Consider the following 13,357-nt stretch of genomic DNA (forward strand, 5'->3'; position numbering starts at 1 on the left):
ACGCCGACGGGCGCTCCCCCGCGGCCCTCCTAGGCTCGCCCCGTGCGGCCAGGACGGTCGCCGTCCACCCCCGGAGTGTCCGTGACGACAGGCCTGCCCCTCCCCGTCCTCGGCGGCATCTCGCTGCCGGACGTGCCCGACGTCCTGCCCGACGTCGACCTCCCCGGCCTCGACCTCTCGGGCCCCGTGGGGCGCATCGACCTCTCGGAGCTGTCGCTCACCCTCGCCGCCGTCGTCGCGGTGGTCGACCTCGTCCTCCGCGTCGTGGCCCTCGTCGTCGTGCCGCGGGACCGCCGGCCGTCGTCGGCCATGGCCTGGCTGCTGCTCATCTTCTTCGTGCCCTCGCTGGGCGTCATCGCCTTCCTGCTCATCGGGAGCCCGAAGCTGCCGCGGCACCGCCGCGAGAAGCAGGCGAGCATGAACCGGCTCATCGAGGAGGCCGCCCGGGACGCGGAGGACGTCGTCGTCGACCACCCGTGGCCGGCCTGGGTCGAGGGCGTCACCCGCCTCAACCACCTGCTGGGCGCCATGCCGCTCCTCACGGGCAACGCGGCGCGGGTCGTCCCCGACTACGACGACCAGCTGCGGGTGCTCGCCGAGGAGATCGGCCGGGCACAGCGGTACGCCCACGTCGAGTTCTACATCCTGTCCTTCGACGAGGCCACGGCCCCCGTCTTCGCCGCCATGGAGGACGCCGTCCGGCGCGGCGTGCGGGTCCGCCTCCTGCTCGACCACATCGGCTCGTGGCGCTACCCGTCCTACAAGAAGACGAAGGCCGAGCTCGACCGGATCGGCGTCCAGTGGGAGCTCATGCTCCCGGTGCAGCCGCTCAAGGGCCGCTACCAGCGGCCCGACCTGCGCAACCACCGGAAGCTCGTCGTCGTCGACGGCGAGCGCGCCGTCATCGGCTCGCTCAACCTCATCGACCGCACCTACGGCAAGCGCGCCAGCCCGCGCTCGCGGCGGATGCTGTGGCAGGACGTGCTCGTCGTCCTCGAGGGACCCGTCGTCGCCGAGGTCGACGCGCTCTTCGTCACCGACTGGTACAGCGAGACCGACGAGCTCATCGACGAGCGCGACCCCGACGGCGAGACGCCGCCGGGCCCCCTCGACCGGGAGCCGGCGGGCGACCTGCACTGCCAGGTCGTGCCCAGCGGGCCCGGCTTCGAGGGCCAGAACAACCTCAAGATGTTCAACAGCCTCATCTACGGCGCGCAGCGGCGGCTGTCGATCACGAGCCCCTACTTCGTCCCGGACGAGTCGCTGCTGACCGCGGTGACGACGGCCGCCGAGCGCGGCGTCCAGGTGGAGCTCTTCGTCGGCGAGGTGGGCGACCAGTTCCTCGTCTTCCACGCGCAGCGCTCGTACTACGAGGCGCTGCTGCGGGCCGGCGTGAAGATCTGGCTGTACCCGGCGCCGTACGTCCTCCACGCCAAGCACCTCACGGTGGACGAGGAGATCTCCGTCGTCGGCTCGAGCAACCTCGACATCCGCTCCTTCGAGCTGGACCTCGAGCTGATGCTGCTCGTCCTCGGGCGCGGCTTCGCGGATCAGATGCGGGACGTCGAGGACGCCTACCGGCGCCGCAGCCGCGAGCTGACGCTCGAGGAGTGGTCCGAGCGGGGCTTCTGGCGGCGCCTGGCCGACGACCTCGCGCGCCTCACCTCCGCCGTGCAGTGACGCCGGGCGGCCCCGTCAGCGGAGGCCGGCGCGGCGGGCCCGGTCGGTGCCCTCGGCAGGGATGAGGACCCACAGGACGGCGTAGACGACGACCTGCGTCCCCGGGAGCAGGAACGACAGGACGAAGAGGAACCGCACGAGGCCGGTGCCGAGGCCGAAGCGGCGGGCGAGGGCGGCGCAGACGCCGGCGACGACGCGGCCGGAGCGGGGACGGACGAGCACGGGGTCTCCTCGGGACGGACGGCCCCGGCGCGGGACCGCGCCGGTCCGCCAGCGTCCCAGCGCCCCCGCCGGTCCGCACGACGTCGCGGCCGGGCCGTCAGGCGGGGCGGAGCTGCTCCGCGGCGAGCCAGGTCTCCACGACCGTGAGCATGTCGCCGTCCCCCAGCGCGTAGACGACGCGGGCGCGCCAGCCCTCCGGCGTCGCCCGCCACTCGGCGACGACGCCCGCGTACGGCTCGTCGTCCTCGCCGGCGGCCCCGTCCGCCCCGTCCGCCGGGACGTCCCCGACGTCGCCGGGCAGCACCCAGCAGTGCCGGTGCGCGCGGCGCAGCTCCGCGGGGTCGGGCAGCGCGGCGGGACCGCGCGGCTCGGGCACGCGCTCCTCGACCGGCGGCGGCCCCACGGGCCCGGACGGCCCCGAGGACGCCGCCCCGCCCGGTCCGCGGCTGCGCCCGAGCAGGGCGTCGCCCGCCGCCGTACCGCCCGACGACGCCCCGCGCCGGGGTCCGCGCCCGGCCGTCATGCCCCCTGCCATGCCGCCATGCTGGACCGCCGGCGGCCTCCTGTCGAACGCGTGTTCGAGTGCTGGACGGCCGGCGTCCCACCTCCTGGCGGCGGTGCGCCGGGCTCAGCCCTCCCGCGGGGCGACGTGCCCGAAGCGGTGCCGCGTGCGGCTGATCGCCTGCTCGCGGAGGACGGACAGCATCTCCCGCCGCCCGGCCCGCAGCGCCGGCCCGGCGACGAGGCTGACGCCCGCCCCCGCGGCCGCCACCTGCACCGCCCCCTCGGGCGTCCCCAGCAGCCGGACCCGGCTGCCGGTCACGAGGCGCGCGCCGAGCGCGGCGGCGTCCTCGACGACGACCGCGGCCCGCGGCGCCGGCGCGGCGCCCGCGGCGGCGACCCGGCGCAGCGCCTCGCCGTCGTCCCCCGCGGGCACGCTGACCTCCAGCGGCGTCCCGGCCCGCGCGGCCGCGAGCCGCAGCCGGGCGACCTCCCGGGGCGTCGTCCCCGGCCCGCACCGCACGAGCAGCGACGGCAGCGGCCGGCGCCGGAAGGTGTTCTCCTCCACCAGCAGCCCGGTGGCGTCGGTCGCGCGGCCCAGCTCGGTGGCCCAGGCGTGCTCGTCGGAGGCGGCGGCCGCGCGCAGCCACGCGGCGTCGTCGGGCAGCGCCGCCGTCGTCGCGGCGAGGACGGCGGCCACCTCGGGCGTCACGTCGCCCGCCGTGGTCGTCGGCTGCGCGTCGGCGCCCGCGTCGGCCCACGTCCCCAGCTGCGCGACGTAGTCGGGCCCGCCCGCCTTGGCGCCCGGGCCGACGGCCGAGCCGGCCCAGCCGCCGAAGGACTGCCGCTCGACGACCGCCCCGGTGATGTGCCGGTTGACGTAGGCGTTGCCCACCGGGACCCGCTCGAGCCAGTGCTCGACCTCCGCCTCGTCGAGCGCGTGGAGGCCACCGGTCAGCCCGAAGCCCGTCTCGTGCGCCACGGCCACGGCCTCGTCGAGGTCCGCCACGGCGACGACGCCGAGCACGGGCCCGAAGCACTCCGTCGTCGCGAACCACGAGCCGCGCCGCACGCCCTCGCGGACGCCGGGCGACCAGAGCCGGCCGGCGAGGTGCTCGTGCCCGGGGGGCGGCGTGAGCTCGCGCGGCTCGACGAGCCAGCGCTCGCCCGGCTCGAGCGTCGTCAGCGCGCGGCGCAGGTCGTCGCCGGGCGGCTCGACGAGCGGGCCGACCACGGTGGCGAGGTCCGTCCCCGGGCCCACGGGCAGCGAGCGGACGGCGTCGGCCAGCTGCCGGCGGAAGCGCTCGGAGCGCGCCACCGACCCGACGAGCACGACGAGGCTCGCCGCCGAGCACTTCTGGCCCGCGTGCCCGAAGGCGGAGCGGACGACGTCGGCGACGGCGAGGTCGAGGTCGGCCGTCGGCGTGACGACGAGCGCGTTCTTGCCGCTCGTCTCGGCGAGCAGGCGCAGGTCCGGCCGCCACGAGCGGAACAGCCGCCCCGTCGCCGACGAGCCGGTGAGCACGACGGCGTCGACCGCCGGGTGCGTGACGAGCCGGCGCCCGGCGTCCGCCTCGTCGGTGCGCAGGAGCTGCAGGACGCCGTCGGGCGCGCCCGCCTCCCCGAGCGCCCGGGTGATCGCCTCGAGGCCCACCTCGACGCACCGCACCGTCTGCGGGGCGGGCTTGATGACGACGGCGGCCCCCGCGGCCAGGCCGGCGAGCACGCCGCCCAGCGGGATGGCCACGGGGAAGTTCCACGGCGGGGTGACGACGACGACGCGCGCCGGCGTGAAGGTCACCGCGTGCTCGCGCTCGGTGGCCTCGAGGTCGAGCGCGCTGCCTGCGTAGTAGCGGGCGAAGTCGACGGCCTCGGAGACCTCGGGGTCGGCCTCGGCGACGGTCTTGCCGGCCTCATGCGCCATGACGGCCACGAGGTCGCCGCGGCGCTGCTCGAGCAGGTCGCCGGCGCGCAGGAGCGCACGCGCGCGCTCGGCGGCGGGGACCCGGGCCCACGCGCGGGCCGCCGCCTGCGCCCGGTCGAGGGCGGCGTCGACCTCCGCCGGGTCGGTGACGACCGGCGAGCCGACGGGCCCGGGGTCGCGCCCCAGGACCTCCTGCGCCCACACGCGGTTGGCGGGCAGCGACGGGTCGGTGTCGGGCTCGCCGCGGAAGGGCGCGTCCTCGCCGGCGACGCGCGGCGCGGGCCCGGCCGCCTCCTCGGCGGGACGGTCCTGGCGGCGGCGCGGCCCGGCCTCGACGGCGAAGCGCCGCTCGACCGACGTCCGGAACCGCTGCTCCTGCTCGGCCAGCGGGGCGAGCCCGTCGCCCGACGTCGGCGCGAAGAGCGCGAAGAGGTAGTTCTGCGGCGCCGCGTTCTCCTCGAGCCGGCGCACGAGGTAGGAGACGGCGACGTCGAAGTCCTCGGGCCGGACGACCGGCGTGTAGAGGACGAGCCGGCCGTCCTCCCCGAGGTCGGAGCGCACGGCGCGCGCCTGCGCCGGGGCCATGCCCTGGAGCATCTCGACGTCGAGGCCGAGCTCGGCGCCGCGGGCGCGGGCCACCTCGACCGCGAGGGCGACGTCGGGGAGGTTGTGGCTCGCGACGCCGACCCGCAGCCAGCGGGTGCGCTCGGCGGTCAGCGCCACGTCGAGCAGGCGCACGTACCCGGCGTCGACGTCCTCCTTCGAGGTGAAGGGCGCCTGCTCCCAGTCGTGCAGCTCGGCGTCGACCTTCTCCATGGCGAGGTTGGCGCCCTTGACGAGGCGGACCTTGAGCGGCGCGCCGCCGGCCTCGACGCGGGCGCGGGCCACCGCCGTCAGCCGCTCGAGGGCGGGCAGCGCGTCCGGCAGGTACGCCTGGAGGACGACGCCCGCCTCGAGGTGCTCGAGCCCCGGCGTCGTGACGACGGCCTCGAAGACGTCGAGCGTGAGGTGCAGGTCCTTGTACTCCTCCATGTCGAGGTTGACGAAGACCTGCGGCGAGCGGGCCGCGGCGGCGCGGTACAGCGGGAGGAGCCGCTCCACGAGGCGGTCGCGGCTGCCCTCGACGTCCCACGGGACGAGCTGCGCGGCGACGGACGACGCCTTGACGGAGACGTAGTCGACGTCGGGCCGCCCGACGAGCCGCTCGACGGCGGCGAGGCGCCGGTCGGCCTCCTCGTGGCCGAGGACGGCCTCGCCGAGGAGGTTGAGGTTGAGCCGGACGCCGTCCTTGCGCGCCCGGGCGAGGTGGCGGCCCAGCGGGGCGTCGCCGGCGTCGGCGACGAGGTGGCCGACGAGCTGCCGCAGGCGGGCCCGCGCCAGCGGCATGGCCAGGCGGGGGGCCAGCGGGGCCAGCCGCGCGCCCGCCGTCATGAGCACCCGGTCCGGCACGGAGAGGAAGTCCGGGGCCCCGTCGGCGCCGAGGTCGGCCACCATCGCGTTGAGCTCGCGGGCCGCGACGGCGTCGTCCTCGGGCCGCGCCACGCGGTCGACGAAGCGCATCGTCATCTCGACGCCGCCCGGGTCGTGGACCAGCGACGCGAGCCGCTCCGTGGCCTTCTTCTCGTGCGCCGCCTGCGGGCCCGACGTCGCCTCGACCCACCGCTGCGCCCGCTCCAGCGCCGCCGGCACGCAGCGCTCGACGACGTCGTCGACGGGCGCCGTGGGCACCTGCGCCACCCAGCGGTCCCACTCCTCGCGCTGCTGGACGAGGCCGCGGCGGGTGCCGGTGGGCGTCGCCGGGCGGGCGGGGGCGTCGGCGGTGCGCGTGCCGTCGCCGCGGGTGCTCGGGGAGGGGACGGTGGTGGTCATGCCCCGAGCGTGCCCCGGCGTCCGCGGGGCCGTCTTGTACGTTCGCGCACGCCATGACGGCGCAGCGAGACACCCCCGGCCCGCCCGGCGCCGACCACCGCCTGCCCGGCGGCTGGCCCGCCGAGGCGCTGGCGCCCGCGCTGCTCGGCCTGCTCGGCGAGGCCGCCGACGTCATGTTCTGCGCGAAGGACGCCGACGGGCGGTACGTCGCCGTCAACGACGCCTTCGTGCAGCGGACGGGGCGCCGGTCGCGGCGGGAGGTCGTCGGCCGGACCGCGGCCGAGCTCTTCGTGGAGCAGCTCGCCGAGCGCTACGCCGAGCAGGACGACCGCGTGCTGCGGACAGGCGAGCCGCTGCGGCACGAGCTCGAGCTCATCCGCCGCGAGGGCGGCGCCCCGGGCTGGTACCTCACGACGAAGCTGCCCGTGCGGGACGGCGCCGGGGTCGTCCTCGGGCTCGTGAGCATCTCGCAGGACCTGCGCGCCGCCGACGCCGCCGACCCCGCGCTGCAGGGGCTCTCGCGCGTCGTCGAGCTCGTGCACGCCCGGCTCGCCGAGCCGCTGCGCACCGCCGACCTCGCCGCCGCGGCCGACTGCTCGACAGCGGTCCTCGAGCGCCGGGTCCGCCGCGTCTTCGGCCTCTCGCCGCAGCAGCTCGTCCTGCGCGCGCGGATCGACCGCGCCACCGACCTCCTGACGACGACGGACGCCCCCCTCGCCGACGTCGCCACCGCCTGCGGCTTCTACGACCAGCCGTCCTTCACCCGGCAGTTCGCCCGGCTGGCCGGCGAGACGCCGGGGCAGTTCCGGCGGCGGGGGCGGTGATCACTCGTCGGGGTGACGCGGCTGCCCGCGAGGGGCGGGCCCGGCTGCGGCACGCCACGATCCGGCCGTGAACCCGATCCGCTTCGTCCGGGCACTGCCGCAGCCGACGAGGACCGTCTACGCCCTCTTCCTCGGGACGGTCGTCGTCGCCTTCGCCGTCATGTTCGCGGTCGGGGCGACCGGCGGCGACGCCTTCGTCGCCATCGCCGTCCCGGGAGCCCTCATGGTGCTCGTCGGCGTCCTGCAGCTCCTCGACGTCCGCGGGACGGCCAGCGCGATGGCCCGCCACATCGCCGAGAGCCGCCCCATGGGCGTCGACTACTCGAGGTCCTTCATGTCGACGCCGCGCTACGTCCGGCTCCTCGGGCTCGGCTTGGTCGTCATCGGTCTCTTCTGGTGCGCGCTGGGGCTCGGCCTCGTCGGGTGAGCGCCGTGCGTCTCGTACGCCTCCTGCCCCACCCGACGCGGGCGGTGGCCGTCGCCTACGTCGTGTGCTTCGCCGTCCTCATGACGTCGCTGCTGGTCGGTGGGACCCGCCACGTCGACGAGGCCTTCGCCGTCCTCGGCGGTCTCGCCGCCCTCCTGGGCGCGTGCCTGCTCGGCGACGTCCGCGGCAGCGCCCACGTCGTCGTGGCGGCCCTGCTGACCGGAGCCTCACCCACCCGCGGGGTCGACCGCCTCCAGAGGGCGGCGGGCCGGCTCGGCGTCGTCCGAGCGGTGGGGCGGTGCTCGTGGTGGCCGGCGCCTGCCAAGCCCTCGCAGCCACCGGCCATCTCGGCTGATCCGGGCTCAGCCCAGCGGGTCGTTGCCCCAGTTCATGAGCGAGTAGCGCCACTTCGACGTCTTCACGTCCTCGTGCTTCGGCTCCTGCGCCCGGTGCCGGTGCACGTAGCCGACGACCTTCTTCATGTGCGCGACGTCGTCGTCGGTGAGGTCGTCCTTCTTCGTGCGGAGGATCTCGACGATGCGCCGCCCGCTCTCGTGGCCCGTCGACTCGCCCTTGCCGCCGGTGTCGCCGACCGACTGCGACTCGTCCGTCTCCAGCCACTCCTCCAGCTGCTTGGGGGTCATGGTGACCGCGTCCTGCCAGTCGTCCCACACGTCGTCGAGGCCCTCGGCCCGCTCCTTCGCCATGGCAGCACCCTGCGACGACGGCGCCCCGTCGGCACCTCGGCGCACGGCGGCCGGAGATGGTCAGCCTCTCGCGAGGGAGAAGGCCCCTGACCTGCGGCGACGTCATGACGCCCCGACCAACCCCTGCGGCCCGGCTCAGACCCGCGGGGTCGCCATGATCACCACAACGCCGACGAGGCAGATCGCAACGCCGACGAGGTCGCCCGGCAGCGGCCGGAAGCCGTCGAGCGCCACGCCCCACAGGAGCGACCCGACGACGAAGACCCCGCCGTAGGCCGCGAGCACACGCCCGAAGTCGGCGTCCGGCTGCAGCGTCGCCACGAAGCCGTAGACCCCGAGCGCCATGACGCCGAGCCCCGCCCACCACCACGGCCGCCCCTCGCGTACGGCCTGCCAGACCAGCCAAGCGCCACCGATCTCGGCGAGCGCGGCGAGGGCGAACAGCGGCACCGAGCGCAGCAGCGACATGTCGCGCAGCCTCCCAGCGCCGTCGCACCCGCCGCCGCGGCCTCCCCTACTTGAGGCCGCTGCGCGCCAGCCCCGCGACAAACCACCGCTGCGCGACGACGAACAGGGCGAGCACCGGCAGCGCCGACAGCAGCGCGGCCCCCATGAGCGTCGGGTAGTCGGTGCCGTACTGGCCCTGGAGGAACGCCAGGCCGACGGGCAGCGTGTAGAGGTCCGGGTCGCGCAGCGCCACGAGAGGCCAGGCGAACTCGTTCCACCGGTACATGAAGGTCAGCACCACGAGCACGCCGACCAACGGCTTCGCGAGCGGCAGGACGATGCTCGTGAAGGTCCGCCACCGGCCGGCGCCGTCGAGCGCCGCCGCCTCGAGCAGCTCGTCGGGGATCGCCAGGAGGTACTGACGCGCGAGGAAGACGCCGAAGGCCTCGGCGCTGCGCGGGATGATCACCGCCCAGTACGAGTTCACCCAGCCCAGCTGAGCGACCAGCTCGAACTGCGGCAGCAGGAGGACCTGCACGGGGACCATGAGCGTCGCGACGACGACGAGCAGCACGAGCGCCCGCCCGCGGAAGCGGTGCTTGGCCAGCACGTAGCCCGCCAGCAGGTCGACGACGACCGTCAGCGCCACGGCGACGACGGCGATGGCCACGGAGTTGACGGCCCACCGCGAGATCGGGAAGGACGCGAGCGTCGTCGTCAGCGTCTCGGTCGACAGCCGGGCGAGCGACGGCAGGCCGCCCGCCGCGACGTCGGCGCGCGTGGACAACGCCGTCATCGCCATCCACACCAGCGGGAAGACCCACACGGCGCCGAGGACGAGGAGCGCGGCGACGCGGACGCGGGTGAGGCGGCGCTCCTCGCGGTACCGGCGGCCGCGCGCGGGGCGGCCGGGGGCCGCCGACGTGGTGGGGACGGTGCCGGCGGCCATCAGAGCTCGTCCTCCGTGTGCCGCTGCGCCCGCCACCACACGGCGGTGAACGCCAGCACGACGACGAGCACGACGACGCCGATCGCCGTCCCGTAGCCCTGCCGCCGCGCCTCGAAGCCCTCGGCGTAGAGGTAGGTGACGAGCAGCTCGGTCGAGACGCCCGGCCCGCCGCCCGTCATGACGAAGACGAGGTCGAAGACCTGGAAGGTCTCGATGACCAGGACGACGGTGAGGAAGAAGGTCGTCGGGCGCAGCTGCGGCCAGACGACGTCGTGCATCCGCTGCCACCGGCTCGCGCCGTCCAGCTGCGCCTGCTCGAGCAGCTCGCCCGGCACCTGCAGCAGCGCGCCGAGGTAGATGACGGCGACGAGGCCCACGCGCGACCACGTGAGCATCGTGAGGACGGACGCCGCGGCGGGACCGCCGCTCGACTGCCACCGCACCAGGTCGAGCCCGAGACCGCCCAGCGCGGCGTTCACGACACCGACGTTCTCGTCGAACATCCACTGCCCCGTCATCCCGACGACGACGCCGGACACGACGACCGGGGCGAGGAACAGGGCCCGGAAGAGCCACCGGCCGGGCACGGGCCCGGAGAGCAGCACGGCCATGAGCAGCCCGAGGGCCAGGGCGATCGGCACCGAGACGACGGCGAGCCCGACCGTGTTGGCGGCGGCGCGCCAGAAGGTCGGGTCGCCGGCCATCGTCGTGTAGTTCGCGAGGCCGACGAAGGAGCCGCCCGTGATGCCGTCGGCGTCGGTGAACGACGTCGCGACGGCCCGCCCCAGGGGGTAGACGAGGAAGACGCCGAAGAGGAGCAGCGCCGGGGCGAGCATCGTCCAGGACGTCGCCGCAGAACGGGCCCGCTGCGCCCGGCCGGCGGCGCGGCGGGGCGGGTCGTCCGGCCGGACGGGTGCCGGACGGGCGGCGACGGCGCTCACCGCGCCAGCTCCGCGTCGACGGCGGCCACGAGGTCCTCGCAGGCGCGGGCGTCGGACAGCTCGTCGCCGCCGAGGAAGGCGACCTCGAGCTGTTCGACCAGCACCCGGTTGAGCCCGGTGGCCTGAGGCACGGTCACCTGGTCGACGACGTCGGTCGTCACGGCCTCCGCCTGCTGCGCGTACAGGGCGAGCACCTCCGGGAGCAGTCGGTAGGGGATGTCGGCCACGTCGACGTCGCCCCGGGTCGGCAGCGCGCTGGCCGCTGCGCAGAAGGACGCCTGCTGCTCGGCGCCGACGCAGTGCTCGAGGAAGGCCAGCGCCCGCTCCTCGCGCGGCCCACGGGTGGCGACGAGCGCGTTGCCGCCGAGGTCGGCGGTCGCCCGCTCCTGCACCGGGAGGAAGGTGGCCGTCCACGGGAACGACGTCTCGACCGTCGGGAGCGTGAAGTTGCCGACGTGCGCCATGGCGACCTGCTGGGAGGTGAAGAGCCCGTCGGTGTACTGCCCGGACTTGGTCGACATCGAGCGCGGCGTGATCCCCTCGCGGAACAGGTCGCGGGTGACGCCCATGGCGGCCAGCAGGGCCGGGTCGTCCGCCGCGACGGCGCCCTCGAGGTCCTCGCGCAGCAGCCGGCCGCCGGCCTGGCCGACCCACGACAGCCAGCGGCTCGCGCCGGCCAGCTGCCAGTTGACCGCGACCGCCGAGCGCACGGGGCCGGCGGTGTCGCGGACGCGGCGCATGGCGTCGAGGGCCTCGTCCCAGGTCCATGCCGCCTCGGGCGTCGGCTCGGGCGGGCGGACGCCAGCGGCGGCGAGTGCGTCGTCGTTGACGAGCACCATCGTCGTGTCGGTGTGGTGCGGGACGCCGTAGCTCGCGGCGTCGTCGGTGACGGCGGACCAGAACGACGACCCGAACTGCGGCGCCAGCCGCGCGGCGACGTCGGCGGGCAGCGACGCCAGGACGTCCTGCGCCCGGTAGGGGCCGACGTCGGAGTAGGTGACGCGGAAGACGTCCGGCGCCGCACCGGTGCGCAGGCCGGTGTCGACGGTCGTCAGCGCCTGCGAGAAGGGCACGACCTGCCAGACGACGCTCCCCCCGTGGGCGGCGACGAAGGAGTCGCCGAGCGCCCGGAACGCCGCCTCCTCCTCGGGGCCGCCCCAGACGGTGACGAGCAGCTCGTCGTCGGGCCGGTCCGCCACGTCCTGCCGCAGCCGGAAGCCCTCGGCGGCCTGCGAGACCGCCTCGCCGCACCCCGCCAGCGCGGCGGCGCCGCCCGCGACGCCGGCCAGCCCGGCCAGGCGCAGCAGCGTGCGCCGGCTCGGCGGGGCCGCGTCGCGTCCCGCGGTTCCCTCGACGTCGTCGACCACGGCGTGCACCTCCTCGACCGGCCCCGGCGGCGCGCTGTGCTGCACGGTCTCGGGGCGTCGTCCCGGCGCCGGGGCGCCGTCGGGCTCCGCACCCGGGGGCAGGGGGCGCCCGCCGACCCTACGGAGCGTGGCGGCGGGTCGCCGTACGGAGTCGGTCATCGGCGGGCCGACGGTGGGTGGGCCGAGCCGAAGCCCGGACACGGAAGTGCTCCCCGCATGACGATGAGCGCGCGGGCGGGTGCCTGCGACGACGAGGGGAGATGCCGTGGACGTCAGGCGCAGCGAGCCGGGGAGGGCGCGGGGCTTCGCCGTCCCGCTCACCGTCGGGGTGGCGGTGTGGATGGTCGTCACCACGTTGCTGCCCGTGGTGCAGGTCGAGACCGGCTTCTACCCCCCGTACGTCCTTGCCGCGCTGTGGGCCTTCACGCGTCCCCTCGCACTGGCCGCGGCGGGCGTGCTCGTCGTCCTCGGCGTCTTCCGCCTCCTGCGTGCGCTCGAGCGGCACCTCGGCGCCGGACGGCCGGCACCGACCGCCCGCGTCGACGTCGAGCGGCCCGCCGACCGCTGACGCGCCGAGGCCGGCGCGGGAAAGCGCTCGGCGGATCGGCCGGTCGTCCCTACGGTCGCCTGCGTGGACCTGCCCCCGGAGCTCCTGGCCAACCGCCGCAACTGGGACGAGCGCGTCCCCATCCACCTCGAGGGCTACGGCACGGACGCCTTCGTCGCGGACCCGGAGCGGCTGTCCGACGTCGCCCGCGAGGACCTGGCCCTCATGGCGCCGCACCTGCCGGGCGGCTCCGTCGCCGGCCTCGACCTGCTGCACCTGCAGTGCCACATCGGCACGGACACGCTGTCCTTCGCGCGGCTCGGCGCCCGCGTGACCGGCGTCGACCTGTCCCCCGCCTCGGTCGCCGCCGCGCGGTCGCTGGCCGAGCGGGCGGGGCTCGCGGCCACCTTCGTCGAGAGCGAGGTGACGGCGACGCCGGAGGTCGTCGCCGACCGGTTCGACGTCGTGCACACGAGCATCGGGGCGCTGTGCTGGCTGCCCGACCTCGCGGCGTGGGCGCGGACGGTCGCGACGATGCTGCGGCCCGGCGGGCTGTTCTTCGTCCGGGACACCCACCCTGTCCTCGCGTCGCTCGACGACGAGCGCGACGACGACCTCCTCGTCGTCACCCGCGACCACCTCGGCGGCGGCGCGCCCGAGCGCTGGGACGACGAGACCACGTACGTCGAGAGCGACGTGCGCATCACGAGCACCGAGACGTGGGAGTGGAAGCACCCGCTGTCGGAGGTCGTCACGGTGCTGCTGGACGCGGGCCTGCGCATCACCTCGCTCGGCGAGCAGACGACGCTGCCGTGGCGGGCGCTGCCGCAGATGGTCGAGGAGGACACGCCGCACGGGCGGGCGTGGGTCCTCCCGGCGCGGCGACGCCGTCTGCCGCTGACCTTCTCGCTCACCGCGGTCGCGGACGGCTGACGCACGACGACGCCGCGAC

13 protein-coding genes are annotated in these 13,357 nt (G+C 76.0%); 5 read left to right on the forward strand and 8 right to left on the reverse strand.

What is annotated here, in order from left to right; genetic code table 11:
• The first annotated feature begins 195 nt into the window (after positions 1-195).
• On the forward strand, positions 196-1,680 hold the full coding sequence (cls, locus tag EDC03_RS05345) for a cardiolipin synthase (protein ID WP_123379314.1): 1,485 nt from the start codon (positions 196-198) through the stop codon (positions 1,678-1,680).
• 15 nt (positions 1,681-1,695) lie between these two features.
• Here cls and EDC03_RS05350 read toward each other — a convergent pair whose 3' ends face one another.
• The 3 genes from EDC03_RS05350 to EDC03_RS05360 form a co-directional block, all read right to left on the reverse strand.
• Positions 1,696-1,902 (reverse strand): PspC domain-containing protein, encoded by a 207-nt coding sequence (locus EDC03_RS05350; protein ID WP_123379147.1) that lies wholly within the window; start codon positions 1,900-1,902, stop codon positions 1,696-1,698.
• Between the two features lie 97 nt (positions 1,903-1,999).
• A complete protein-coding gene (locus tag EDC03_RS05355; RefSeq protein ID WP_148058013.1) occupies positions 2,000-2,437 on the reverse strand; it encodes a hypothetical protein in 438 nt (145 codons plus the stop codon).
• 93 nt (positions 2,438-2,530) lie between these two features.
• Positions 2,531-6,196, reverse strand: a complete 3,666-nt coding sequence (locus tag EDC03_RS05360; protein WP_123379149.1) for a bifunctional proline dehydrogenase/L-glutamate gamma-semialdehyde dehydrogenase — start codon at positions 6,194-6,196, stop codon at positions 2,531-2,533.
• A gap of 53 nt (positions 6,197-6,249) precedes the next feature.
• Here EDC03_RS05360 and EDC03_RS05365 point away from each other — a divergent pair, with 53 nt between their 5' ends.
• Positions 6,250-7,020, forward strand: coding sequence for an AraC family transcriptional regulator (locus EDC03_RS05365; protein ID WP_123379150.1), 771 nt, complete (start codon positions 6,250-6,252; stop codon positions 7,018-7,020).
• A 67-nt stretch (positions 7,021-7,087) separates the two neighbouring features.
• Positions 7,088-7,447 (forward strand): hypothetical protein, encoded by a 360-nt coding sequence (locus EDC03_RS05370; RefSeq protein WP_123379151.1) that lies wholly within the window; start codon positions 7,088-7,090, stop codon positions 7,445-7,447.
• 362 nt (positions 7,448-7,809) lie between these two features.
• On the opposite strand, the gene EDC03_RS05375 is transcribed toward EDC03_RS05370, so the two are convergent.
• The 5 genes from EDC03_RS05375 to EDC03_RS05395 all read right to left on the reverse strand — a co-directional run bounded on the left by EDC03_RS05375 (position 7,810) and on the right by EDC03_RS05395 (position 11,858).
• Complete coding sequence (locus tag EDC03_RS05375; protein WP_123379152.1) at positions 7,810-8,154, reverse strand: DUF3140 domain-containing protein; 345 nt, start codon at positions 8,152-8,154, stop codon at positions 7,810-7,812.
• Positions 8,155-8,289: 135 nt separating this feature from the next.
• On the reverse strand, positions 8,290-8,622 hold the full coding sequence (locus EDC03_RS05380) for a YnfA family protein (protein WP_123379153.1): 333 nt from the start codon (positions 8,620-8,622) through the stop codon (positions 8,290-8,292).
• A gap of 46 nt (positions 8,623-8,668) precedes the next feature.
• On the reverse strand, positions 8,669-9,550 hold the full coding sequence (locus EDC03_RS05385; protein ID WP_123379154.1) for a carbohydrate ABC transporter permease: 882 nt from the start codon (positions 9,548-9,550) through the stop codon (positions 8,669-8,671).
• Positions 9,550-10,491 (reverse strand): carbohydrate ABC transporter permease, encoded by a 942-nt coding sequence (locus tag EDC03_RS05390; protein ID WP_123379155.1) that lies wholly within the window; start codon positions 10,489-10,491, stop codon positions 9,550-9,552. Before EDC03_RS05390 ends, EDC03_RS05385 begins: the two co-directional genes overlap by 1 nt.
• Positions 10,488-11,858, reverse strand: coding sequence for an extracellular solute-binding protein (locus tag EDC03_RS05395; protein WP_148058014.1), 1,371 nt, complete (start codon positions 11,856-11,858; stop codon positions 10,488-10,490). Before EDC03_RS05395 ends, EDC03_RS05390 begins: the two co-directional genes overlap by 4 nt.
• Before the next feature lie 265 nt (positions 11,859-12,123).
• On the opposite strand from EDC03_RS05395, the gene EDC03_RS05400 reads away from it, so the two are divergent.
• Together EDC03_RS05400 and EDC03_RS05405 are read left to right on the forward strand one after the other, a co-directional pair.
• Positions 12,124-12,426, forward strand: a complete 303-nt coding sequence (locus EDC03_RS05400) for a hypothetical protein (RefSeq protein ID WP_123379157.1) — start codon at positions 12,124-12,126, stop codon at positions 12,424-12,426.
• A gap of 63 nt (positions 12,427-12,489) precedes the next feature.
• Positions 12,490-13,338, forward strand: a complete 849-nt coding sequence (locus EDC03_RS05405; protein ID WP_123379158.1) for a class I SAM-dependent methyltransferase — start codon at positions 12,490-12,492, stop codon at positions 13,336-13,338.
• Positions 13,339-13,357 lie beyond the last annotated feature (19 nt).

It is taken from the genome of Pseudokineococcus lusitanus (assembly GCF_003751265.1).
GTDB classification, from domain to species: domain Bacteria; phylum Actinomycetota; class Actinomycetes; order Actinomycetales; family Quadrisphaeraceae; genus Pseudokineococcus; species Pseudokineococcus lusitanus.